This is a genomic window from Mucilaginibacter antarcticus (genome assembly GCF_042686155.1).
In the GTDB taxonomy this organism is placed as follows: domain Bacteria; phylum Bacteroidota; class Bacteroidia; order Sphingobacteriales; family Sphingobacteriaceae; genus Mucilaginibacter; species Mucilaginibacter antarcticus.
On sequence record NZ_JBHUON010000019.1, the window covers coordinates 58,870 to 83,311 of the forward strand.

The 24,442-nt window shown below is 41.7% G+C and carries 24 protein-coding genes; 14 read left to right on the top strand and 10 right to left on the bottom strand.

Annotated elements, in window-relative coordinates:
- Nucleotides 1–137: 137 nt before the first annotated feature.
- The 3 genes from ACFSYC_RS14805 (at nucleotide 138) to ACFSYC_RS14815 (ending at nucleotide 3,036) form a co-directional block, all read left to right on the top strand.
- Nucleotides 138–560 carry a hypothetical protein gene (locus ACFSYC_RS14805; RefSeq protein ID WP_377129195.1) on the top strand — a complete coding sequence of 141 codons (423 nt, stop codon included), beginning with the start codon at nucleotides 138–140 and terminating at the stop codon, nucleotides 558–560.
- A gap of 64 nt (nucleotides 561–624) precedes the next feature.
- Nucleotides 625–1,779, top strand: coding sequence for a 6-bladed beta-propeller (locus ACFSYC_RS14810; RefSeq protein ID WP_377129197.1), 1,155 nt, complete (start codon nucleotides 625–627; stop codon nucleotides 1,777–1,779).
- Nucleotides 1,780–1,950: 171 nt separating this feature from the next.
- Nucleotides 1,951–3,036 (top strand): glycoside hydrolase family 5 protein, encoded by a 1,086-nt coding sequence (locus ACFSYC_RS14815; protein WP_377129199.1) that lies wholly within the window; start codon nucleotides 1,951–1,953, stop codon nucleotides 3,034–3,036.
- Between the two features lie 35 nt (nucleotides 3,037–3,071).
- Here ACFSYC_RS14815 and ACFSYC_RS14820 read toward each other — a convergent pair whose 3' ends face one another.
- Nucleotides 3,072–3,716: a hypothetical protein gene (locus tag ACFSYC_RS14820; protein ID WP_377129201.1), complete on the bottom strand. Its 645-nt coding sequence runs from the start codon at nucleotides 3,714–3,716 to the stop codon at nucleotides 3,072–3,074.
- 301 nt (nucleotides 3,717–4,017) lie between these two features.
- Here ACFSYC_RS14820 and kaiC point away from each other — a divergent pair, with 301 nt between their 5' ends.
- The 6 genes from kaiC (at nucleotide 4,018) to ACFSYC_RS14850 (ending at nucleotide 9,527) form a co-directional block, all read left to right on the top strand.
- Nucleotides 4,018–5,763 (top strand): circadian clock protein KaiC, encoded by a 1,746-nt coding sequence (kaiC, locus tag ACFSYC_RS14825; RefSeq protein WP_377129203.1) that lies wholly within the window; start codon nucleotides 4,018–4,020, stop codon nucleotides 5,761–5,763.
- Entirely contained in the window at nucleotides 5,763–6,050 is a 288-nt protein-coding gene (gene kaiB, locus ACFSYC_RS14830; protein ID WP_377129205.1) for a circadian clock protein KaiB, read from the top strand. Before kaiC ends, kaiB begins: the two co-directional genes overlap by 1 nt.
- Nucleotides 6,051–6,067: 17 nt before the next feature.
- Nucleotides 6,068–6,388 (top strand): circadian clock KaiB family protein, encoded by a 321-nt coding sequence (locus ACFSYC_RS14835; protein ID WP_377129207.1) that lies wholly within the window; start codon nucleotides 6,068–6,070, stop codon nucleotides 6,386–6,388.
- A 6-nt stretch (nucleotides 6,389–6,394) separates the two neighbouring features.
- A complete protein-coding gene (locus ACFSYC_RS14840) occupies nucleotides 6,395–8,095 on the top strand; it encodes an ATP-binding protein (protein ID WP_377129209.1) in 1,701 nt (566 codons plus the stop codon).
- A gap of 125 nt (nucleotides 8,096–8,220) precedes the next feature.
- Nucleotides 8,221–8,739 (top strand): YceI family protein, encoded by a 519-nt coding sequence (locus ACFSYC_RS14845; protein ID WP_377129211.1) that lies wholly within the window; start codon nucleotides 8,221–8,223, stop codon nucleotides 8,737–8,739.
- Between the two features lie 167 nt (nucleotides 8,740–8,906).
- Nucleotides 8,907–9,527 carry an L-threonylcarbamoyladenylate synthase gene (locus ACFSYC_RS14850; protein WP_377129213.1) on the top strand — a complete coding sequence of 207 codons (621 nt, stop codon included), beginning with the start codon at nucleotides 8,907–8,909 and terminating at the stop codon, nucleotides 9,525–9,527.
- Nucleotides 9,528–9,562: 35 nt separating this feature from the next.
- Here the strand turns inward: ACFSYC_RS14850 and ACFSYC_RS14855 are convergent, their stop codons facing one another.
- The 8 genes from ACFSYC_RS14855 to recR all read right to left on the bottom strand — a co-directional run bounded on the left by ACFSYC_RS14855 (nucleotide 9,563) and on the right by recR (nucleotide 17,939).
- The gene (locus tag ACFSYC_RS14855; RefSeq protein WP_377129215.1) at nucleotides 9,563–11,545 is read right to left on the bottom strand and encodes a response regulator; all 1,983 of its coding nucleotides are present in this window, start codon (nucleotides 11,543–11,545) and stop codon (nucleotides 9,563–9,565) included.
- A 269-nt stretch (nucleotides 11,546–11,814) separates the two neighbouring features.
- The gene (gene trpA, locus ACFSYC_RS14860) at nucleotides 11,815–12,591 is read right to left on the bottom strand and encodes a tryptophan synthase subunit alpha (RefSeq protein WP_377129253.1); all 777 of its coding nucleotides are present in this window, start codon (nucleotides 12,589–12,591) and stop codon (nucleotides 11,815–11,817) included.
- Nucleotides 12,592–12,682: 91 nt separating this feature from the next.
- On the bottom strand, nucleotides 12,683–13,864 hold the full coding sequence (trpB, locus tag ACFSYC_RS14865) for a tryptophan synthase subunit beta (RefSeq protein WP_377129217.1): 1,182 nt from the start codon (nucleotides 13,862–13,864) through the stop codon (nucleotides 12,683–12,685).
- Nucleotides 13,848–14,489, bottom strand: coding sequence for a phosphoribosylanthranilate isomerase (locus tag ACFSYC_RS14870; protein ID WP_377129219.1), 642 nt, complete (start codon nucleotides 14,487–14,489; stop codon nucleotides 13,848–13,850). The genes trpB and ACFSYC_RS14870 overlap by 17 nt, the downstream gene beginning before the upstream one ends.
- A gap of 1 nt (nucleotide 14,490) precedes the next feature.
- Nucleotides 14,491–15,480 carry an anthranilate phosphoribosyltransferase gene (trpD, locus tag ACFSYC_RS14875; protein ID WP_377129221.1) on the bottom strand — a complete coding sequence of 330 codons (990 nt, stop codon included), beginning with the start codon at nucleotides 15,478–15,480 and terminating at the stop codon, nucleotides 14,491–14,493.
- Between the two features lie 203 nt (nucleotides 15,481–15,683).
- The gene (locus tag ACFSYC_RS14880) at nucleotides 15,684–16,499 is read right to left on the bottom strand and encodes an SDR family oxidoreductase (RefSeq protein WP_377129223.1); all 816 of its coding nucleotides are present in this window, start codon (nucleotides 16,497–16,499) and stop codon (nucleotides 15,684–15,686) included.
- A complete protein-coding gene (locus tag ACFSYC_RS14885; protein WP_377129225.1) occupies nucleotides 16,483–17,319 on the bottom strand; it encodes a glycosyltransferase family 2 protein in 837 nt (278 codons plus the stop codon). The genes ACFSYC_RS14880 and ACFSYC_RS14885 overlap by 17 nt, the downstream gene beginning before the upstream one ends.
- A 2-nt stretch (nucleotides 17,320–17,321) precedes the next feature.
- Nucleotides 17,322–17,939: a recombination mediator RecR gene (recR, locus tag ACFSYC_RS14890; RefSeq protein WP_377129227.1), complete on the bottom strand. Its 618-nt coding sequence runs from the start codon at nucleotides 17,937–17,939 to the stop codon at nucleotides 17,322–17,324.
- Nucleotides 17,940–18,090: 151 nt separating this feature from the next.
- On the opposite strand from recR, the gene ACFSYC_RS14895 reads away from it, so the two are divergent.
- From ACFSYC_RS14895 to ACFSYC_RS14915, 5 genes are all read left to right on the top strand, one after another.
- Complete coding sequence (locus tag ACFSYC_RS14895) at nucleotides 18,091–19,584, top strand: sodium:solute symporter (protein ID WP_377129229.1); 1,494 nt, start codon at nucleotides 18,091–18,093, stop codon at nucleotides 19,582–19,584.
- A 114-nt stretch (nucleotides 19,585–19,698) separates the two neighbouring features.
- Nucleotides 19,699–20,406 carry an LOG family protein gene (locus ACFSYC_RS14900; protein WP_377129231.1) on the top strand — a complete coding sequence of 236 codons (708 nt, stop codon included), beginning with the start codon at nucleotides 19,699–19,701 and terminating at the stop codon, nucleotides 20,404–20,406.
- Nucleotides 20,407–20,446: 40 nt separating this feature from the next.
- A complete protein-coding gene (gene lepB, locus ACFSYC_RS14905; RefSeq protein ID WP_377129233.1) occupies nucleotides 20,447–21,109 on the top strand; it encodes a signal peptidase I in 663 nt (220 codons plus the stop codon).
- A 198-nt stretch (nucleotides 21,110–21,307) separates the two neighbouring features.
- A complete protein-coding gene (locus ACFSYC_RS14910) occupies nucleotides 21,308–22,534 on the top strand; it encodes a TCR/Tet family MFS transporter (RefSeq protein ID WP_377129235.1) in 1,227 nt (408 codons plus the stop codon).
- 39 nt (nucleotides 22,535–22,573) lie between these two features.
- The gene (locus ACFSYC_RS14915) at nucleotides 22,574–23,866 is read left to right on the top strand and encodes a TCR/Tet family MFS transporter (RefSeq protein WP_377129237.1); all 1,293 of its coding nucleotides are present in this window, start codon (nucleotides 22,574–22,576) and stop codon (nucleotides 23,864–23,866) included.
- Here the strand turns inward: ACFSYC_RS14915 and ACFSYC_RS14920 are convergent.
- Entirely contained in the window at nucleotides 23,840–24,433 is a 594-nt protein-coding gene (locus ACFSYC_RS14920) for a DUF502 domain-containing protein (RefSeq protein ID WP_377129239.1), read from the bottom strand. The two genes, ACFSYC_RS14915 and ACFSYC_RS14920, sit on opposite strands and share 27 nt — an antisense overlap.
- Nucleotides 24,434–24,442: the final 9 nt, after the last annotated feature.

Genomic DNA, 24,442 nt, shown 5'->3' on the forward strand with positions numbered 1-24,442 from the left:
ACATAGCGTTCGCAACAGTTATACCCAACCAACTAAGGTTGCGGTCTTTTTATTGCAACATTGGTAACCCCTAAAGGGGGGAAAAGAAACTTAAAACACGGAAACAGGAACCATTTATTTATTAAACAAATTATATTATGAAAACAGTGTTAAAAATAGCCGGTGTAGCTGCAATGGTAGTTATACTGGTATGTAATTTAGAGTATGCGTTATTTACCGGCGATATGAAAAACACGCCTAATAAAGCACTTGCTGATTGGTGGAGCGGTGGTACACATTACTGCGGTACTACGCCTAATACCGTTAGTGCCACTGGCTACTGGCAGTTCTGGAATCAACAATACTGGACTTATTACCATAATAATACGCCTACATGGCCGGTGTATACCAATGGTGGGTATGAAAACGGCTGGTATGTATTTACTCCGGATAACAACGGTACAAGTTGCGGACCGGTACGTACAAGCCAGTGCTGCGGCAACACTAAACCGGGAGTGACTGATCCATTTCCGGCCCCATACTATGTAACCACCCAAACCGGTGGCTGGGGTCCTTATTAATACTTAATTTACAGCATCTGCCATTTATCAATGGCAGATGCTGTTTAACCTAACCCATAGCGTTATGAAATACCTTGCTTTACTTTTACCCGTCGTTTTCTTCGTTTCCTGCTCAAAAACAGACGCAGGTAAGGTTTCAAAAATCACCGTTAACCTGTTGGATACGCCTACGGTATTTATAGAGGATGTTGCCCAGGACGTAGTAAACGTTAACCTGGGGCCTCCCGGCGACACCACGATGAAATATCCAACACATTTTTTTGTAAGCGACAACGAAATTATTGTTGTAGATAAATTTCAGAGCGCTATATATACTTTTGATAAAAAGGGCGTACTTAAACACAAAATAAAAAGTGTTGCTAAGCGCGAAGATAGTTTTCAGCAGATAACAGACGTTTTATTTGATGAAGCCACTAATACTATTGAAGTGTTAGATCTTAGCGCGTCGAAGATATTTACCTACAAACCCGACGGGCATTTTGTAAAGAAGTTAAATATAGTTGACCCCATACATTTTGGATTATCTTTCGCGAAGGCAGGCAATGTCTACGCGTCGCTGGCTCGCCGGTCAAACAACCCAAAGCAATCAAATAGCATTTCGGTTTTTAAACAAACGGACGACATGGTAAGCTACGCTACACCCGCGGTGCCTGCTATACCACTGGTTAAAACGCTGGATATTGCTTTTTCACATCAATTTGAAAATCATAAGGGTTCTTTGTATTACTTCCCGTTACTTGACGACAAGATCTATGAGATAGGCCTGGATAAAAGTACACCCGCCTACCAGATCAATGTAGGGGACGAACATAAATTAACCAAGCAAATAAGAGAAGAGCCGCCCGTTAAGGACCATTTTCAATATTGGAAAAAAGTTGCAGATTATAAGCTCCTGTGCGATAACAGCTCGTTGTTTATCACCGATAACTGGGTGTCATTTAACTACAGATATGGGCCGAAGAATAGGTTCTGCAACGTTTTTTATTCAAAAAAGACCGGTAAAACTATCCAGGTATCAGAGTTTAAGAGCAGGAAGGATACTGCCTTTACTTCGAAATACAATATATTGGCTAAACATGGCGATTATTTTGTTGCAGCGTCGCCTACATTTAAACGGTTAGACTTTGGCAACCCATTGATTATACCCGTAGCTCACGGTAAGCAACCACAGTACGAAACAACCTTCAGGCTGACATTCTTTAAGTTAAAAGCCATGTGATGATCTACATAAATACCAACATTAAGGGCGCTGATTACCAGCGCCCTTTTAATGGAAGTAAAAACGGCAGCAAGGGCGAGAAAAGAAAATACCATGAATAAAATTTATTATCTTTCCTCTTAATAAGCCATTGTTAACATCGCTAATGGCCCTACTTACCATCCAGCCAAAATGAAAAAGCCCGAAAATATTGAACGTAGGAACTTTATAAAACTCGGCTTAGGCTTAAGCGCTGTTGGGTTGCTGGGAGCGACTGGTCTTGCAAAGGCCGGGGCATTGATGCCTAAAAATAAATTACCCCGCTGGCGTGGCTTTAACCTGTTAGAAAAGTTTAACGGCGCCAACAATCAGCCTTATCGCGAAGAAGACTTTAAAATGATGGCCGACTGGGGCTTTGATTTTGCCCGCCTGCCCATGTCTTACCACTGTTGGGCCAAGCCCGATAATTGGTTGCAACTTGACGAAACTGTTTTAAAAGAAATTGATGATGCCATAGCATTTGGCGATAAATACAACATACACGTAAACCTTAATTTACACCGCATCCCCGGTTATTGCGTAAACCCGCCTGCCGAGCCGCTTAACCTGTGGAAAGATGATAAAGCGCTTGACGCTGCCGCATACCACTGGCAGCACTTTGGTAAGCGATACAAAAAAATATCAAGCAAAAAATTAAGCTTCGATCTAATAAACGAGCCTGCAAATGTCAACGAAGTCGATTATGTACGTGTAGTTACCCGCCTGGTAAACGCTATACGTGCCGAAGACCCTATGCGGCTGATCATTATTGATGGCTTGCAGTATGGCACCAAACCTGTGTTTGGCGCGGCCAACCTTAACGTTGGGCAAAGCACGCGCGGCTACGGCCCCATGCAGGTAAGCCACTACAAAGCATCGTGGGTGAAGATAGATTGGCGCACGCCACCCACCTGGCCCCTATACCCTGACAGCACAGACCGCTGGGATAAGGACCGCCTGAAACGCGAAGTATTTGATCCATGGAAAAAACTTGCTGACCAGGGCGTAGGCGTGCACGTTGGCGAGTGGGGCGCATTTAGCCATACCCCGCACGATGTTGCCTTAGCCTGGATGAAAGACAACCTTGAAATTTGGAAAGAAAACGGCTGGGGCTGGTCATTATGGAACCTGCGCGGCGGATTTGGCATTTTAGACAGCGACCGCGCCGACGTAATCTACGAGGATTACAACGGCCATAAACTGGATAGAAAGATGTTGGATTTGTTAAAAGGGTATTAAACTATCGGCAAGCGCCAAATTAATAAACGTCTGTTTTATTGCCTGGCGTAAGTCAGTACGTTTTTGGCCGCTGCCGCTGCTGCCTTTGTTGCCTGCATTTCTTTGGCCTTTTTCCGGGCCGCGATTGCTTCTTTCTCCTGGCTGATGTGTTGAACTAACGGCTTTGATGTAAATATGGCGACACCATCTTCAACGTCGGCCTGGTACATTACAGATAAGTTTACCGTTTCCGAGTCCCATTTATAAATGTCGGCGTTTGCGTCTGGCTTAGAAAAGAAACCGCCATAATTAGCTATAAATTCCTTCACTATCTTGTAACCATTTTCTTTGGGGAAAAACAGGTAAATATTTACAATCTTATTTTTAAAGGTACGCACGCCAATCATGTTCAGCCTTACATCGTTATCAAGCTTTAGGCGCGCGGTATCGCTCACCGCGAATTTTAAACAACTGTCGGCGTCAAACTTGCCGTCATCGTCCAGGTACTTTAATTTCGAATAGCTTATTGTGGCAACGTCCGTACCCACTTTAATACCGTTTACGCCCGCAATGGTGTTCAAATACGCTAACGATCCAATCTGTCTTTTTTGAGCGAAAGATAAAGCAGGCACACCCATTAACACGACAAACAGCAGCATTAAAACTTTATCGCCGCATAATTGGATCAAATTCTTTTCCATAACCTTTAACTAATTACAACATGTAACCGACTGACACTTATGATAAATAACGTTTCCGTTAATTTGTTTTACCTATATGTAATAAATATGGCCTGTACTGGAATTTTATAAACCCTAACAAGAAAATTGATAACTGATGAGGTAAATGTTCGTCACGGTAAGTTGGCCGGTGAGGCATTACGAATGCAGATAGATACTATTTTTAAACAAAATAAACCGGGCCGTTGTTACAATACACTAATTAGCAACTTGCACTACTTTTTAACTTAAAAGCATTATTTTAGCGCACTAGTATAATCTTATGGCAAATCAAAACACTTTTAAGGAGGCCCTGTCTACCTTACCCAAAACGCCAACCGGCATCATCGGTTTAGATGAAATTACTATGGGCGGGCTACCTACAGGACGTCCCACTTTAATTTGCGGCAGTGCAGGGTGCGGTAAGACGTTGTTCTCTTTAGAATTTATTGTTAGAGGTGCCCTGCAATTTGATGAGCCGGGCGTATTTATTGCTTTTGAAGAAAAAGCAAACGAGCTGGCAACCAATGTCGCTTCTTTAGGTTTTGATTTAAATCAACTGCAACAAGAAAAGAAAATAAAGATCGATTATATTCATGTCGACAAAAGCGAAATAGAAGAAACCGGCGAGTACGATCTGGAGGGCTTGTTTATAAGATTAGGTTATGCTATTGATAGTATCGGCGCCAAACGGGTGGTATTAGATACAATTGAAAACCTGTTTGCAGGCCTGTCTAATCAAGCTATTTTGCGGGCGGAGCTCCGGAGGTTATTTCAATTTTTGAAAGAGAAAGGTGTAACCGCAATTATTACCGGCGAACGCGGAGAAAGCAGTTTAACCAGGCAGGGCCTGGAAGAGTATGTATCTGACTGTGTGATACTTCTGGATCACCGCATTATCAATCAGATATCTACCCGTCGGCTGCGTATTGTTAAATACCGCGGTTCGGTTCATGGAACAAACGAATATCCGTTTTTAATTGATAGAGAAGGTATTTCTGTTTTGCCTGTTACCTCGTTGTACTTAGACAAAGAAGTGTCGCACGAAATTGTAACTTCCGGAATAGACAGCCTGGATGCTATGATGAGTAAAGGCGGTTTTTATAAAGGCAGCAGCATTTTAGTGTCTGGCACTGCTGGAACCGGAAAGACAAGTGTAGCTTCTACCTTTGTTGATGAAGCGTGTAAACAAGGAGATAGCTGTCTGTACTTTGCATTCGAAGAGTCGCCGAATCAAATTATTCGAAATATGCGCTCTATCGGTATGGATCTTAAAACCCATGTTGATAAAGGTTCGTTGAAGTTTCACGCTTCAAGGCCCACGTTATACGGTTTAGAAATGCATCTGGTTGCCATACACAAAGCCATACAGAAGTTTAAACCGCAGGTTGTTGTGTTAGATCCCATCACCAACTTAATTACGGTGGGTACCGTTAGCGATGTAAAATCAATGCTGGTTCGTCTCATCGATTTTTTACAGGAAGAGCAAATCACCGTTATGTTTACTGCCCTTACGCTTAATACTGTTGTTAATGAGCAAACGGATGAAGGGGTTTCCTCTTTAGTGGATGCCTGGTTGCTTATTAAGGATATTGAATCAAACGGTGAACGTAATCGCGGCTTATATATCATGAAATCCAGGGGGATGCACCATTCCAATCAGGTACGCGAATTTGTAATTACGAACGAGGGAATTGACCTGATTGATGTTTATCTGGGCCCAGAAGGTATATTAACCGGATCTGCGCGCGAGGCACAAAAGTTGCTGGAGGAAACCGGCCAGGTATTACACACCCATGCCGTTGGCCGTAAAGACCGCGAACTTTTACGTAAAAAGAAAGTTCTGGAGGCCAAAATTGATAGTCTGAAAACTGAATATGAATCTACCGAAGAAGAACTAAACAAGGTTTATATTGAAGAAGAAATTAAGAAGGAGGTGATGCAGCAAACCCGTGAAAAGGTAACTGAAATAAGAAGAGGCCATAAAACACCAGAGAAAAATACAACAGGACCTAAAAAGAACAAATAGTGGAAGAAAAACAATATGAATTGCGGTTATATGTAGCCGGAAGAACACAAAAATCAGTTACGGCGTTAAGTAACCTCAAAAAATATTGCGAAGAGCATTTAATGGGCCAATACTCGATAGAAGTTATTGATTTGCTTGAAAATCCGCAGCTGGCAGAAGGCGATCAAATACTGGCTATACCTACGCTGGTGAAAAAAGTGCCTGAACCTGTTCGTAAAATTATAGGTGATTTATCAAACAAAGAAAAAGTTCTGGTTGGTTTGGATATCCGCACCAAATCAGAATAATAATTAAGCAGATAAGCATGAGTGCAGAAAATAACACACTACCAGATTGGGCAGAAAATGACGAATCATTTTATGCGCTTCGGCTGTTTGTCGCAGGATCTTCATCAGCGTCCGTGCGGGCCATCGAAAATTTAAATGAAATTTTGGAGCAATATTTGGCCGGCAAGTACGATCTTGAGATTATAGATGTACACCAGCAACCAGAACTGGTAAGAGATGAGAACGTAAGCGCGGTACCGCTATTGATCAAGAAACTTCCGGTACCAAGACGATTGCTTGTTGGCGATATGTCTGACAAGCAAAGGGTATTAAAAGGTCTGGGGCTTACCGATATATAATTTGTTGTGGAACATACACCGACATATAACAACTTACTGACAGAAGTTGAGCACCTTAAGAGCACGCTAAAGGAAGCCGAGTTTCGTTTGGAAGAGGCTAATGAAATGCTCGAAGCTATTCGCTCGGGCGAAATTGATGCGCTGATAGTTAAGGCGCCGCACGGCCACCAGTTATACACCTTAAAAACATCCGACTATAGCTATCGGATTTTTGTTGAACAAATGACAACCGGAGCCGTTACGTTAAACCGCGACGGGCAAATTTTGTATTGCAATTCGCGCTTTGCTATAATGACCGGGCACCCCTTAGAAAAGGTTATCGGAAAAAACTTTTTCAGCTTTTTTAACAATACCGGCGAGCAAGATTGTAAAACCTTATTAGATGGTTCGTGGGAAAACGAAACCAAAGCAGAATTGCTACTTATTGATCGGCAGGAAAACGAGATACCTGTGCTATTGTCTATGCAAACGCTGGACCTTGAGGATGGTACCTCCATGAGTGTTATCATTACAGATCTAAGTCTGCAAAAGCAGCAGCAAGCACTTCTGGAAGCAAAGAATATAGCACTTCAACAAGCCCGGAAAGTTGCAGATGAGCTAAATGCCAATTTGGAACAAACGGTGAGGGATCGTACCAGAGAACTTTACGCCAATCAGGAACGACTTAGCCGTATTTTGGAAACCATGGCAGAAGGGGTTGGTATCATTGACACAACGGGCCGAATGACCTATGCTAATCCGATGGCCCAAAAAATTCTTGGCCTGGAGCTTACCGATATAAAGGCGCGTACTTATCACGATCCTAAATGGAAGAACTTTCGTATTGACGGCTCCCCGTTGCCTGACGATGAGCATCCAATGGCTATTACCTTGAGTACAGGAAAGCCAGTTTATGATTATGAGATAGCTATTCAGCCCGATAATGGCGAACGTTTTTATATATCAGTAAACGCTGCCCCTATTCGCGACGAGGAAGGCGTTATTATAGCCGGCATAGGCACGTTTATGGATGTTACCAACCGCCGCAAAGCAATACAGCAAAAAGACGAGTTTATAAGCGTAGCCAGTCACGAGCTGCGCACGCCCATCACCAGTTTAAAGGCATCATTGCAGCTGTTAGACCGCATGAAGGATAATCCTACTAAAGCTATGCCGCACTTAATTGAACAATCTAACAAAAGTTTAAATAAAGTTAGCGTCCTTGTTGCCGACCTGCTTAATGCCACTAAACTTACTGAAGGCCAAATATCATTAAATAAAAGCCGCTTTTTTGCGAAGGACCTGATCAGCGAATGCTGCCATCATATCAGATTTGAAGGCAAGTATGAGATCATTGCAAGCGGCGACGATTTGCTGACGATAGAAGCCGATAAAGACAAGATTGACCAGGTTTTAGACAATTTGGTTAATAACGCAGCTAAGTACGCTCCGGCATCAAAACAGATATTTATTAACTATACGGGCGAGGGCGACATAGCAAAATTTTCGGTAACAGATCATGGGCCGGGCATACCGGCGCATAAACTGCCTCACCTTTTTGACCGCTACTACCGCGTTGACAGTGGCGGGCACCAATATTCAGGTTTAGGCCTGGGCCTTTATATCTGTTCAGAGATTATTAAGCGACATGGTGGTACCATTGGCGTTGAGAGCAATCATGGCAAAGGCAGCACTTTTTGGTTTACCTTGCCAATTGGCCAGCCCTAACTTATTTAACGACAAGTCAATTAGAGGCTCCTTTTTGCGGTAATCAAATAAATGACAATTATATTATATGTTTAAACATCTATTATATTATTTTTGTATCACTAAAACGATAAAATAAAACAATCATGGCAACAACTAAATGGGTATTAGACCCAATGCACTCAGAAGTACAATTTAAAGTTAAACACTTGGTGATCTCGACAGTAACCGGCTCATTCAAAACATTTGAAGGATCTTTAGAGACCGAAGGTGATGATTTTGCAAACGCAAGTATCAATTTCTCTTTAGATGTTAATAGCATAGATACCAATCAAGAGCAACGCGACGGACACCTTAAAAGCGCTGAATTTTTCGACGCTGAGCAATATCCTACCATTACATTTAAATCAACTGCTTTTAATGGCGAGTCGTTAAAAGGTGATTTGACTGTAAAAGGAACCACTAAACCGGTTACCCTTGAAGTTGAACAAGGTGGCACCGCTACCGATTTTTATGGCAACACAAAAGCAGGTTTCGAAGTTACCGGTAAGATTAACCGTAAAGAGTTTGGTTTAACCTGGGATGGCGTAACTGAAGCCGGCTCTATCGTAGTAGGCGAAGATGTTAAATTAATCATCAACGTACAGTTTGCTAAGCAAGCCTAATTTCAATACCGAAGTTCAATTTCGGTATCGTGATAATTAGATATATAGAACACTTGAATGTTAAATAAACATTAGCATATCAAAGCTGTTATAAAAGCAGATTCTGAATGAGTCTGCTTTTTTGCGTATATTAACTTAAATTCGAAATCGAACATTCGAAATCTACTATGCTAATTAAGATATTTCCTGAAAACCCGAACGAAAAAACTATACAGCAGGTTGTTGCGGTGCTGCGCAAAGGCGGTATCATCATTTACCCGACTGATACGGTTTACGGTTTGGGCTGCGATATTACTAATCATAGGGCGATAGAGGCTATTTGTAAGATCAGGAACATCAAGCCGGAGAAAGCCAATTTCTCTTTCATATGTTATGATCTGAGCCATATATCAGATTATATAAAGCCTATTGATAATACTATCTTCCGGGTTTTAAAAAAAGCTCTGCCGGGGCCCTTTACTTTTATATTTAATGCCAGCCACGCTGTACCCAAATTGCTAAGCTCAAACAAAAAGACAGTAGGTATTCGTGTGCCCGACAATAACATTGCCCGCTGTATTGTAAAAGAGCTGGGCAACCCTATCCTGTCAACTTCTATACATGACGATGACGAGATCATGGAATATTCTACCGACCCTGAACTGATCTACGAAAAGTATCAAGAAAAAGTAGATTTGGTTATTGATGGTGGTTATGGCGATAATGTTCCGTCCACGGTTGTAGACTGTACTTCGGGTGACTTTGAGGTGTTGCGCGAAGGTAAGGGCGATTTAGAACAGTTTCTGTAATCATACAGGCATCCTCAGCAATGACAACATATTGTCTAATTAGGATTCACTAACCCAAAAACCTTTTCGAATAATTCAGTTACATTAAATGGTTTTGGTATATAATCGTTCATACCTATGGCCAGGCAGCGTTCCTTTTCGCCTTTTATTGTATGTGCGGTCATGGCGATAATAGGGACATCTTTTTTTGCGCCCTCCATAGCCCGGATATTTTTGGTTGCTTCATAACCATCCATTTCAGGCATTTGCAGATCCATCAAAACAATGTCATAGTGGTTGTTGCGGTGCTTACTTAACCCTATAGCGCCATTATCTGCCACTTCGATAGTGAATTCGCGCTTTTGTAACACTTTCACAATTAGCATCTGGTTTATTGGGTTGTCCTCAACCACTAAAACCTTTAAACCCTTACCACTTTTCACAGGTAATAAGGGTTCATTTACCCCTTCACCAACATTGGCTCTCTTTAAACTCTTTTTAAATGGCAGCCTGAAGTAAAACTCAGCGCCCATCCCCGGCAGGCTTTTAACAGCTATCTTACCGTCCTGCATTTCAACCAATTGCTTGGATATACTTAAACCCAGTCCGGTGCCGCCAAACTTGCGCATGGTGTCTGTTGTGGCCTGCTCAAAGCTTTCAAATATCTTAGCTTGTTTTTCCAACGCAATGCCTATACCGCTGTCTTTTATCACAAAATCTACAACTACGTTGTGGTCGTTTTCTTCTACAACAGCTAAGGAAATCTTTACACTCCCTCTCTCCGTAAATTTTATTGCGTTTGAAACCAGGTTAAGCAAAATCTGGCTTAGCCGCACCGAATCGCCAATCAAAATTTGCGGCAAGCTATCGTCAAATATTGACGTCAACCGAAGCGACTTTAATGCGGCTTTAGGTTCCATCATAGTTACAATGCCCTCTATGGTGCCTCTAATATTGAAAGGCTGCTTTTCGAAGTTTACCTTACCTGCCTCAATGCGCGAAAAATCAAGTATATCATTCAAAATCACTAATAGGTCGTCACCCGATTTAATGATGACCTGGATATATTTCTGAAGTTCTTCATCAGTTATGGCTTCTTCTAATAATTTGGCAAAACCTAATATGCCATTCATCGGCGTGCGTATCTCATGGCTCATGTTAGCCAGGAAAAGCTGTTTTACCTTTTCAGAAGCCTCTGCCCTGTCGCGTTCTTTTTTAAGACTTTCCTCGGCATCTTTCAAATTCTGAATATTATGCTCAAGTGTGCCGGACATTTCATTAAAGGCCGTGGCTAAAACTCCTATTTCGTCGCTTGAATAAACCTGTACACGGGTGCCATACAAACCCCGGCGTATCAGTGCCGCGCCATCAATAATAGCCTTAATGGCTTTTTCTATCCCCTTACTTACAGATATGGTGATCAAAATACTGGTAGTGCCAATAGTGAGGGATAAAGCCAGTAAAATGCGCAAGACAATGTTCTCTAACCATCGCGACCCTTCGCCAAGGGTGAAAGAAAAATCATCTTCCAATTTGGTGAGCTGTCTGTTGATTACCTCTACCTCGGCTAACTTAGTATTAATCTCCTTTTGAGATGCGGACCCTGACTTGATCATAGTGTGCAGTTGATCGCCTAACGGTATCAACTGCTCCATTTTTTGCTCGGCTTGCCCCCATATAACAAAAGCGCTATGGATATAATAAACGTTAGAGAAGCGGCGAATCAGATTGATCATTCCGCCAACATCATCGGGGTGGTTACGCCCCTCTATAAAACCTTCGCGTGCTATCGCAAAATCCGGATTTGGCTTACCTAACTCGACACGTGCTTTTTTATCACCTAAGGGAACTTTTAAAAAATCTCGAAAAGCGAGGTAATCTGTTTCATCGTGTGAGAAAGCGTAGATCCGCAAATGGTATACAGCGTCTTTCTGTGCCTTTGACCATAAACCTTCACCCTCAACATAAGACCGAACCGATGACAATGTATTTACGGCGAACCATAAGGTGCTCAACTCCAGGGTCACCAGTACAGCCATAATGCCTACCGTAAAATATAATTTACGTGATATAGATGTATTTTTAAGCTTATTACGAAAGGACGCAAAAATCATTTAGAAAACGGAATATCTTAATATTACCAAAAGCCTAAAATAATGGCTAATTGGTTCAGAAAACTAAAAAACAATACTCTAAAAAAGAGTACACATTATCTAAAAGATAAAAAAAAGCACAGAAATATTTTAAAATATCTATTGGTTAAAATAGCTTAAGCTGAAAGGAAAAAAACAATTAGCCAGATGCGCTTTTATTGACCTGTGCGGATAGATTGTATAAACGCAGGGATCTTCTGCAAGTAATCTGGTTCGTCTAACAATTTAACAAACTTACTGCCCACAATTGCCCCGTTAGCAAATTGGCACGCCTTGCTGAAAGTGGCATTGTCTGAGATACCAAAACCAATGATAATGGGATTATCAAGTTTCATTTGCTTAACGCGTGTATAGTACGCCTCAATGCTGTCTGATACATTTAAGCTGCCCCCTGTTATTGACGATGAAGACAAAAGGTAAATAAAAGCATTACTCAACCCATCTATTTTACGAATACGATCAGGCGATGTTTGCGGAGTTACCAAGAAGATATTACTCAGGTTATTGTCGGCAAAATAACCGCTGTACATGGTTTCGTACTCGTACATAGGCAAATCGGGTACAATAATGCCATCCACTCCTACCTCTGCCGCTTTTTTACAAAAGCGCTCTACACCGTATTGTACAATAGGATTTACATAACCCATTAACAAAATTGGGATGCTTACCCGCTTACGCAAGTCTGCCAATTGCTCAAACAACACTGTAAGCGTCATACCGGCATCCAGCGATTTTTGCGAGCTATTTTGAATAGTAGGTCCATCAGCAACCGGGTCAGAATACGGAAAACCAACCTCTAAAAAATCGACACCAGCTTTTTCCAGCGCTTCGGCAATATCAACCGTAGTGTTTAGCTCCGGATAGCCGGCTGTGTAGTAAATAGATAGCAGGTTATCTTTTTTATTTGCGAAAAAGGTGTTGAGGCGGTTCATGTGTTTAGTTGGTAGCCCATGGACTATGCCCATGGTTTAATTTTTTAATTAAATTTTACTATGATCTACAGTCAATTGACTATTGCCTGATCTAGTAATTAAAATATTTGATGTAAGTATCCAGATCCTTATCGCCGCGGCCTGACAGGCAAATCACCACGTTATCATCTTTCTTGAAGGTCATTTTCTCTAATTGCGCCAGCGCATGGGCCGACTCGATTGCCGGGATGATACCTTCTAACTGGCAACAAAGCAATCCTGCTTGTAACGCCTCATCATCAGTAACGCTGGCATACTGTGCGCGCTTTATTTTATACAGATGCGCGTGTTGAGGGCCAATTCCGGGATAATCTAGTCCGGCTGATATAGAGTATGGCTCAACAACCTGCCCGTCTTCTGTTTGCATTAATATGGTACGGCTGCCATGCAGCACGCCTTCTTTACCTAAGAATGTTGTAGCTGCAGAGTGGCCGCTATTAACACCTTTGCCCGCTGCTTCAACAGCTATCAGTTGCACACTTTCATCATCTAAGTAATGAAAAAACATGCCCATGGCGTTGCTGCCGCCGCCAACGCAGGCCATCACATATTCGGGCAGCTCTTTACCTGTCTGTTCAAACAATTGTTTTTTTGATTCGAACGATATGATAGATTGAAACTGCGCCACCATTTCAGGATACGGGTAAGGCCCTACTACCGAACCTATGATATAATGTGTATCAACAGGGTTAGCTATCCAATCACGCAATGCTTCGTTAGTGGCATCTTTTAAGGTTTTACTACCTGATTTTGCAGGCACAACAGTAGCGCCCAGCATTTTCATGCGTGACACATTGGGCGCCTGGCGCGCCATATCTATCTCGCCCATGTAAACCACGCACTCAATGCCTTTTAGCGCACAAACAGTAGCCGTAGCCACACCATGCTGGCCGGCACCTGTTTCGGCTATGATCCGTTTTTTGCCTAAACGCTCGGCTAACAGTATCTGCCCTATCGCATTATTAATTTTGTGCGATCCGGTATGATTTAGATCCTCACGCTTTAAAAAGATATTGGCACCGTATTTTTCAGAGTATCTCTTAGCATGATATAGTGGTGACGGCCTTCCAACATAATCTTTTAACAGCTGATCATACTCGGCTTTAAAAGCCGGATCGTTTATTATTTGTTGATACTGCTTTCTTAGTTCCTCAACATTGGGATATAACATTTCGGGCACGTAAGCACCGCCAAAATCGCCATAATATCCTTGATCGTTAACTCCGTATTTCATGCGTAATAGGTTGTTTTAACACGGCAAATGCCTGCTTTAATTTATCTATATCTTTTAATCCCGGTGCTGTTTCAAACTTACTGTTTAAATCAACCCCGTAAAATTGTGGATGCTTAATGTTAGCTATCTGGTTCAGATTATCCAAACTTAAACCGCCGCTTAAAAAAAATGGCACATCTAGTTGATAGTTGTTCAAAATACCCCAGTCAAATGTCCTGCCAGATCCGCCATGCTCATCCGTTTTGGTATCGAACAGAAAATAGTCAACTTTGTTAGTGTAAGGGTTTAATTGCTCAAAATCAAAGTCTTCATTCAGACCAAAAGCTTTGAGCACTTCTACGCGCCCTTTAAACTCCTGTGCAAACTCCGGCGACTCGTTGCCGTGCAGTTGTATAGCATCAAAACCGTGTTGCTCAATAAGGCGGCTAATTTCCTGCTCGCCCTCGTTGACAAATACGGCAGTTTTGTAAATTGACGTTGGCAATTCGCCTAAAAAATCAGCATCAATATCGTTCACAAACCTTGGCGATTTGGCATAGTATATAAAGCCCACATAATCGGGGTTCAGATCTGTCACCGCTTTAATATTGTCTGAATATTTTAACCCGCAAACCTTTATCTTCATCCTATTTACCTACAAGGGTGTTAAAGCTTTTCAATGCCCGTTTGCTTACTAATGACTCTTCAGCTTCATAGAAGCAATCGCCAAAAACTTTTTCTGGGTGGATAGTCTTAATTGCCACAGCTGCATTAGCCAAAACAACATTTCTTTGTGCCAAAGTTGCTTCGCCGTTGAGGACTTTCATGAAAATGCCCGCTGATTCTGCTACGGTGCTACCGCCTGCTATCTCTGATGGGTTTAAACGCTCAAAGCCTATACTTTTAAGTGTATGCAGTTTTTCGCCCTCAGGAGTAAATGTTTTAAAATCGCAGGTGAGCGAGATCTCGTCATAACCCTCTAGCGCGTTTAGGATTGTATATTTTTTATCAGATCGCTGGTATAGGTAAGCGTACATCCGTGCAAGCTCTAAGTTGTAAACCCCCACCATTTGATTTTTCGGCTTCGCCGGATTAACCATTGGGCCCAGCATATTAAAAAAGGTTTTAATACCCAACTCGCGGCGTATAGGCGCCATAGTTTTCATAGCCGGATGAAACAGGGGCGCGTGTAAAAAGCAAATGCCTGCTTCTGCTGTATTTCTTTTAAGTGTATCAATATCACTGGTAAACTGGTAACCTAGATACTCCATAACATTAGATGAACCACAACCCGACGACACACCATAATTGCCGTGCTTCGCTACCTTATAGCCCGCACCTGCCACTATGAAAGATGCCAGGGTTGAAATGTTAAAAGTGTCCTTACCATCGCCACCAGTGCCGCAAAGATCTATCAGGTCATTAGTCCCAAGGTCTACAGGCAGGCAAAGCTCCAGCATTGCGTCACGAAACCCTTCCAACTCGTTAACAGTGATGGTACGCATACAATAGGCCGTCATAAAAGCAGCCATTTGCGAGTTATTATAAATGCCCTGAGAAATTAGGGTCAGTATATCTTTCGCCTGGTCGCGGCTTAAGGTTTTATTCTCAAAAAGATAATTTAGTATCTGTTTCATATATGCCCTTGCGGGTTTTAAGTAATGGTCATTAAACGTTTTAAACAAAAAAGGGTTACCGTACGGCAACCCTTTTAAATATATTTTTACAACAGGAGTTTGCCTTACGATTTTAGTCGTTAAGCCACCACCAATTATTGTTTAATGTCTTGATCATTATGCCGCAAATGTAAATAGTTTTTTCTAATTGCAAACCATTTATTTTATTTCAATAAGGGGTCCCGTTCTTTTGTAAATACCTTGTACACCATTCCGTCTAAAAAGCCGGGGATCAATTTATTCAGCAGGACGGTTAGTTTGCCCTGCCCTGTCATAATCAGCGTGCGTGTGCGGTTTTCTATACCATCGGCAATTAACTTTGCTACCTCATCTGATGTCATCATCTTTTCTTCGTGCAGGGTGCTTTCACCTTGCGGGTTGCCGTCTTTATTTAAAGCCATGTTGCGGATATTCGAAGCCGTAAAGCCCGGACAAGCCGTCATTATATGTACGCCGGTTTTTAAATTTTCAACCCGTAAAGCATCCAGGAAGCCGTTCATTGCAAATTTTGATGCCGAATAACCAGTACGACCCGGCAAACCTTTGTAACCCGCTATTGAAGAAACGCCTACTACGGATCCCTGCGTTTTAATAATTTCTGGTAAGGCATACTTGGTGCAATATACCATGCCCCAAAAGTTAACATCCATTAAGGATTTTAAAACCTGAACATCAGTGTCATTAAATAACGCCCGCATAGCTATACCCGCATTGTTTATCAGCACGTCAATTTTTCCAAACGTGGTAATGGCCTGGTGGATAAGATGTTTGCAATCTTCTTCGACCGTTACATCGCACTGCACGGCAATGGCTTTAATTTGATATTTATCTTTTAATGTTTGCGCTATTTCGCAAAGGGTAACGTACTGCCTCGCGGCTAGCACCAGGTTAGCGCCACGAGCACCCAATTCTGCAGCTAAAGATTTACCGATGCCGGACGAAGCGCCGGTTATTATAATAGTCTTATTGTTTAACTCCATAAGCTGGTGGGTACAGCTGCATGCCATGCACTATTTTAATTTCGGGCATGCTAAACATGTACTTGGCAGCGAAGATAAGCATAGCGCCATAAAAATTCTTTATGTATTGCCAGCTTAATTTAGGCTTGCTTTGGGTTTTAAAATTGATAATATAAGTCTTAGGGAAATAATAGTTTTTAAGCCCCATTAGGCGCATACGGTATGAAAAATCGATATTATGACCAAACTGCACAAAACGCTCATCAAATGCACCAACCTCATTGAAAACAGCTTTGCGTAATAGCATAAACCCATCAGCCAATATATCAACTTCTGACGTTTGAAACTCTTCAACCCAAGGTTTGTGATTACGGTCAGACAAACGGGACTTTACGAAGTTTTTAGCAAAGCCAATCAGTTTAAAGAAACTTACCCAAGGGCGGGTTAATCCCCTGTTTGATTCGCGCAGAAAGCTACCTTGCGCACCTAACATTCTTACCCCTAAGCCGCTAACATCGGTATGGCTGTCCATAAACTCAAGCGCACGGTCTAATGTCTCGCTGCCGCAAATAGTATCCGCATTGACTAATAAAACATACGCTCCATTTGCAACTGCAACGCCTTGGTTATGTGCCTTAGCGATACCGTAATTAACTGTATTGGCAATAACTTTAGTCGTTTGGTACTCTGCTGCCAGCATTTCTATAGACTGATCACCCGAAGCATTGTCAACCACAATCAATTCATAATCAATAGCTTTACCAGCCTTAATTAAAGAATTAAGTGCGAGTTTAAGCAAATCCCCTTGGTTGTGATTAGCAATAATTACCGATAGTTTCATAGTTACCTGGATAAAGAATTCTCGTACGGGACACGTGTCGCGATAGATCTGCCTAACGTTATTTCATCTACGTACTCTAATTCTCCTCCAAAGGCTATGCCACGGGCTATTGTTGATATGCTAATGTTGAAATGTTTTAACTTTTTGTGCAGGTAAAATATTGTGGTATCACCTTCCATGGTTGCGCTCAAGGCAAATATCACCTCTTTAACTTCGGCGGTAGCAAGGCGCTCGACCAAGGTATCAACTTGCAAGTCAGACGGGCCGATGCCGTCCATGGGCGATATCAAACCGCCTAATACATGGTACACCCCGTTGTATTGACTTGTATTCTCAATGGCCATAACATCCCGGGTATCCTCAACCACACAAATCAGGGACTGATCCCGCTTTGGTGCCGAGCAGATTTCGCATACATGCTGATCAGATATATTATGGCAGATTTTACAAAACTGGATCTCGTTGCGCAGGGTGGTCATTGCCGCACTGAATTTATGTACATCGTCTCTATCCTGGTTAAGCAGGTGCAGCACTAAACGCAAGGCAGTTTTTTGACCCACGCCCGGTAATTTTGCAAACTCTGCAACCGCATTTTCCAACAACTTAGACGAAAAATTCATTTGGCGAATTTAATAAATACTCCGCAAAACACCTCATATCATTTACGGGTGAGGGCCTTAAACCGGCAGCTTTTAAAACATCACTATTGATATGTCCAACTACTATGTATAAATTGCCTGCCTTATATCATTATAAACTCAACTTAAAACCATGAGTCCAGGATTATTGCTAACATTCATTATCGGATACTTTTTAGTGTTACTGGTTATTTCGTGGTTAACGTCGCGCAACTCATCAGACAACGATACCTTTTTTGTTGCCAACCGCAATTCCAAATGGTATCTAGTGGCATTCGGGATGATAGGCACTGCGTTGAGTGGCGTGACTTTTATATCAGTGCCCGGAAAAGTAGGCGCACCCAGTGGCGATCAGTTTGCCTATTTTCAGTTTGTTTTAGGTAACGCAGCCGGCTTTATTATTATAGCCACGGTGTTGTTACCGCTGTATTACCGAATGAAATTAACGTCTATTTACAGCTACATAGAACACGCTTTAGGTACCTGGAGCTACAAAACTGCCGCCGGTATATTTTTAATCAGCAGGGTAATTGGCTCGGCTTTCAGACTTTATTTGGTGGTTATCGTCTTACAAAAATTCATTTTTGACAGCTATGGTTTACCCTTTGCTGTTACAGTAATGATATGCTTATTGCTGATATGGGCCTATACCTATAAAGGTGGGTTAAAAACCATTATCATCACCGATAGCTTGCAAACTTTGTTTTTGGTATCGTCGGTTTTCCTGTCGCTATTTTTTATCTGCAGGGCGATGAATTTCAACTTGGTTGAAGCCGTCAACGTTATTGGTAGCAGCGGGTATTCCAAAATCTTTTTCTTTGACGATTTTATGACCAGCCGCTTCCATATAAGCAAAGAGTTTATTGGGGGCATGTTTATTACCATAGGTATGACAGGGCTTGATCAGGACCTGATGCAGAAAAATCTGAGCCTCAAGAATATCCGCGAAGCGCAGAAAAACATGTTCAGCTTTACGGGCGTGTTTGTGGTTATAAATATCTTCTTTCTGTGCGTAGGTGCTTTACTGGCAATGTATGCTGCCCGTAACGGCATCAACGTTGCTAAAACAGATTACCTATACCCTACCATCGCTTTACAATATCTGGGGATAGTGCCTGCTATTGTTTTCATGTTGGGTTTAACAGCCGCTACTTTCGCCACTACGGACTCGGCGCTTACCGCGTTAACTACTTCATTTTGTGTAGATTTTTTAAATTTTAACAAAGGGAAAGACGTCAACAGTAAAAAGATGGTAAACATTCGGCATTGGGTACATATCGGCTTTTCGGGGCTGCTATTTTTAACAATACTTATATTCAACTCCATTAATAACGATGCCGTGGTGAGCGCTATATTTAAAGTAGCATCATACACTTATGGGCCATTATTAGGCTTATATTCATTTGGATTGTTTATGAGCGGCCGGCAGGTTAGGGATAAACTGGTGCCGTTTATTTGCCTGGTATCGCCGGCTGTTTGTTTTTGGTTAAGCACAAATTCGGCAGCGTTATTTGGGTATACTTTTGACAACGAACTTATCCTGGTAAATGGAATTATTACCTTTATTGGGTTACTGGTTACCAGCGAAACTAAGGCAAAAAACAGCAAAAAACTAGCAACTGTTTAGTAAGCAAATGCACCAAGTAGCACAAAAAACATTATAAAAATCATTATAAAAACTAATTTCATCAAAAATTTCCGGAGTTTCCAAAAATTGATTCCGGACTAAATAAAATACCACATGACTGGAGAGGATAAGATCAGAGAAGCGTTTGAAAATAAAAACTGGCAGGAAATAAAAGTATCAGATTCCTGGCAGATATTTAAAATCATGGCCGAGTTTGTTGACGGCTTTGAGAAACTGGCCAGAATAGGACCCTGTGTGTCCATATTTGGATCTGCACGTACAAAAAACGAAAATATATATTATAAACTTGCCGAGGACACAGCACGACTGCTTACAGAGCGTGGATATGGCGTAATATCAGGTGGTGGGCCGGGTATTATGGAGGCAGCCAACAAAGGTGCTTATGAGGCGGGCGGTAAGTCTGTAGGCTTAAATATTGAGCTGCCTTTCGAACAATTTCATAACAAGTACATAGACCGGGATAAGGTATTAGAGTTTGATTACTTTTTTATTCGTAAAGTAATGTTCATGAAATATTCGCAAGGCTTTATAGTCCTGCCAGGGGGATTTGGTACGCTCGACGAATCATTTGAAGCCATTACACTTATACAAACCGGTAAGATAGCGCGCTTCCCTATCGTATTTGTGGGTAAAGAATATTGGGGCGGTTTGTTTGATTGGGTTACCGAAAAAATGCTTAACCAGGAACATAATATCCACCCGGATGATATGAATCTTTTCCGTTTGGTTGATACTGCAGAAGAGGCCGTAGAGCACATCTTCCGTTTTTATGACAAATATGTTTTAAAGCCAAATTTCTAAAAATCACCTTTACGTTCTAAACCTAACCCCGATTAATTTAATGAAAAGACCGTTACTGATTGTTCTGACTGCAGTAGGAACATTAATTATTGCTGCCGCGATAGTTTACCTAACCCGTGCGGTTGAAATTTATACTGTTGCTACTAACTCAAATGAGCCGACGCTGAAGAATGGGAGTTGGGTGATTGCTTCGAGACTTAAAAACCCCGACCGCGGTAACTTTGTAGCATTTGAAAAAGATAAATATTTTTGGCTGTTTAGGTGTTTAGCAAAAGGCGGTGATATGGTTGAAATAAGAAACGCGACTATTTATGTAAATGGCAAACTAATCAGTGAGCCATACACCATGAAAGATTATTACATAACAACTAAAGAAGCCTTAACAATTACCGATTACCTGATAAAAAACAATATCTCAGCCAAAGAATATCAATACAATTCTGCATTGATGACATTATCTGATGATCAGTTTAAGGATCTTAAAAAAGACCTAAAGCAGTTTTCAAAATCGAAGGACGCTATACCTGACGAAAATCTGTATCCGGCATTCAAGAAAATGAAATATAATGAAGATAACCTAGGACCTATAAAAGTACCCGCAAATAGTTTCTTCGTTTTAGGTGATAACCGTCATAATGCATTTGATTCAAGATATTTTGGCTTCGTCAAGGGCACTGAAATCATATCGACAGTGTTATTCTAAGCAAACGCAGATTCAGTTATAAAAAAGCGATAGAACTCTCCTATCGCTTTTTCGTTTCTATAAACTAGGAATTATTTAGACTTCCTAATAATTTAACGATAAAGCAATTTAGTAAAAATCTGCAAAAGCGACTGTGTGTCAATGCAATTATTCTTTTAATTGATATTTACGGTATAGTTTTATTTACTTTGCGGCAAAATGGACGCACCCGAAAAAGCAAAAAAACAAGCCGCATTAGGCTTTATTTTTGCCACCTTACTCATTGATATTATTGGCCTTGCCATAATCATCCCTGTTATACCGGCACTTATTGCTAAACTTATTCATGGCTCCATCAGTGATGCGGCCAGTTATGCCGGCTGGCTTACGGCTGCTTATGCTTCCATGCAATTTCTGTTTTCGCCCTTAATTGGTAACCTAAGTGACAAGTTTGGCAGGCGGCCTGTTTTACTCTTCTCTTTATTAGGCTTTAGTATAGACTATGCTGTATCGGCCTTTGCCCCTACTATCGCGTGGTTGTTTGTTGGTCGTATTGTGGCCGGCATTACCGGTGCCAGCTTTACCACTGCATCGGCTTACATTGCAGATGTGAGTACACCAGAGAAACGTGCTCAAAACTTTGGGATGATTGGCGTTGCCTTTGGTTTAGGGTTTATTATAGGCCCTGTTATTGGCGGCATATTGGGTAAATATGACATACATTATCCGTTTATCGCTGCATCTATACTAGCTTTAATAAATGCCGCTTATGGTTACTTTATATTACCCGAATCACTGGCGCCCGAAAAAAGACGTGCTCTGGATATCAAAAAGATTAACCCGTTCACATCCTTATTTCAGTTAAAAAAGTACGAATCTGTTTTCGGCCTGGCCTTATCATTGTTCCTTGTTTATTTTGCCGCGCAGGCCGTACAAACCGTTTGGACCTTTTATACTATGGCTAAATTTAACTGGAACGAAGATCTGGTAGGCTATTCGCTTGGCTTTGTAGGCTTACTGATTGCTATTGTTCAAGGCGGTTTAACCAGGATCATTTTACCTAAACTTGGGCAAGAAAGAAGTATCTGGGTAGGCTTACTACTCTACACAATTGGCTTGGTATTATTTGCATTTGCTACTAAAGGTTGGATGATGTTTGCCTTTTTAGTGCCTTACTGCCTGGGTGGCATTGCCGGCCCTGCACTACAAGGCTATATGAGCACCAGTGTGCCCGATAATGAACAAGGAAACCTGCAAGGCGGCTTAACCAGTTTAATGAGCCTGAGCTCCATCATAGGACCCTTGGTCATGACATCATCATTCTACTATTTCACTACACCAAATCCATTTTTTCACTTTCCGGGAGCGCCTTACATCATTGGCGCTGTATGTATGCTATTGAGCGTTATCTTGGCCGTTAAAAGTTTTAAAAGAAACACAAACTAAGTTTTGTGGTTATACAAAACAAAACATTCTATACTAAACATGGCGCAAAACCTTTCACCTACTGAAAGCATAAAACCGGAAAAAAAATCTAAACGCTCGGCTGCGCTTGGTTTTATTTTTATTACCATTTTTATTGATGTATTGGGTTTGGGTATCATAATACCGGTGATGCCAAAGCTATTGGAAACACTTGGTCATGTCGACGTAAGTACCGCTTCTAAATATAATGGCTGGCTAACACTGATTTACGCCACCATGCAATTGGTTTTTGCATCAATAGTGGGCAGTTTAAGCGACAGATATGGCCGTCGGCCCGTATTACTGGCATCCCTATTTGGTTTCAGCATTGATTATGTATTTATGGCCTTTGCCCCGACCATCGCCTGGCTTTTTGTAGGGCGGTTTATTGCAGGTATAACGGGCGCTAGTACAGCAACTGCAACTGCGTATATAGCGGATGTAAGCACGGGACATAAACGTGACGCCAACTTTGGTTTAGTGGGTGCTGCCGGTGGTTTTGGAATGATCATTGGCATAGCTTTAGGTGCTTATCTTGGCGAATTGAACATAAAACTTCCCTTTATGGCCGCTGCCGGCTTTGCGTTTTTAAATGGCATGTACGGACTGTTTATATTGCCCGAGTCTTTGAAGCCGGAACACCGCCGCCCATTTGATTGGAAACGTGCTAACCCACTGGGAGCATTAATTAAAGTATTCACCAAACACAGCGGATTGGCCGGTTTAATTGGTTGCTTTACGCTGGTCTATATCGCTCAAAAAGCGGTTGAATATATGTTGTCGTTTTACCTGTTTGAAAAATTCAATTGGGAACTATACAGCGTCGGTACCCTGGGCGTGTTTATCGGGGTGGTATTGGTAGCCATACAGGGCGGCTTAATTCGTTACACGATACCTAAATTTGGGCAGCAAAAGAATATAATTTTTGGCTTGATATTTTACGCTATTGGGCTGGTGTTGATAGCTTTTGGCACCCAGGGCTGGATGATGTACGCATTTATGATTCCTTACTGCTTGGGGGGGATATCCGGACCGGCATTGCAAGGACTTGCAACCAGCAAAGTAAGTAAAACCGAGCAAGGTGAACTACAAGGTGCTATCGCTATCATCAACAGCATCAGTGTTATTGTAGGGCCTTTTGTTTTCAGCTATGTTTTTTATCACTTTACTAATAAAACATCAGGAGTATACTTCCCTGGCGCACCTTATTTATTGGCGGCGGCATTAATGATTATAAGTGTATTTTTAGCTATAAAAAGCTTTAGGGCCAAAGTGCAACGGGTAAAATCAGTCAAGGCCGCTAACGCCACCTGATATAACAAACTTCATCATATCAGCTGAATTTTTAACTATGGGTTTAACCTTATCCGCAGGAATAATAACCACCTGCCCCGCAAACGAATACGAGTAAGGAAAATACACCGCAACCTCGCCGGGTAGGCCTAGTTTGGCCAAATCTTTTTGCACTAAAAAGCCAATCTTTTTAAGGCCAAACTCATTTACCTGTACCAACACGGCTTCATTGAACTTCTTTTCATCGCCCACAAAGGCTTCTGTAAGATCTTTTATAGATGAATACAGGAAATTAAAGAATGGTAATCTATTTATCCAACGCTTAAACCAGCGTTTTATAGGGTCGGTAACTACGTTAGTAACTAAAATACCAGCAATCATTATAATCACCAAAACATTTAAAATACCCAGGCCCGGTATATGTAAGGGTTTATTATTGGCGTCTCTCCAAAAAACATCGCTAAGGTTTAGGGCGCTATCTACAGTAGAGACAGCCCAAAAGACCAGAAAAATGGCCGCACCTATAGGCACAACAACAATCAATCCTTTAAAAAAATAGTTTAACAAGGCCCCGGCAATACGCTTCATGATCAGAAA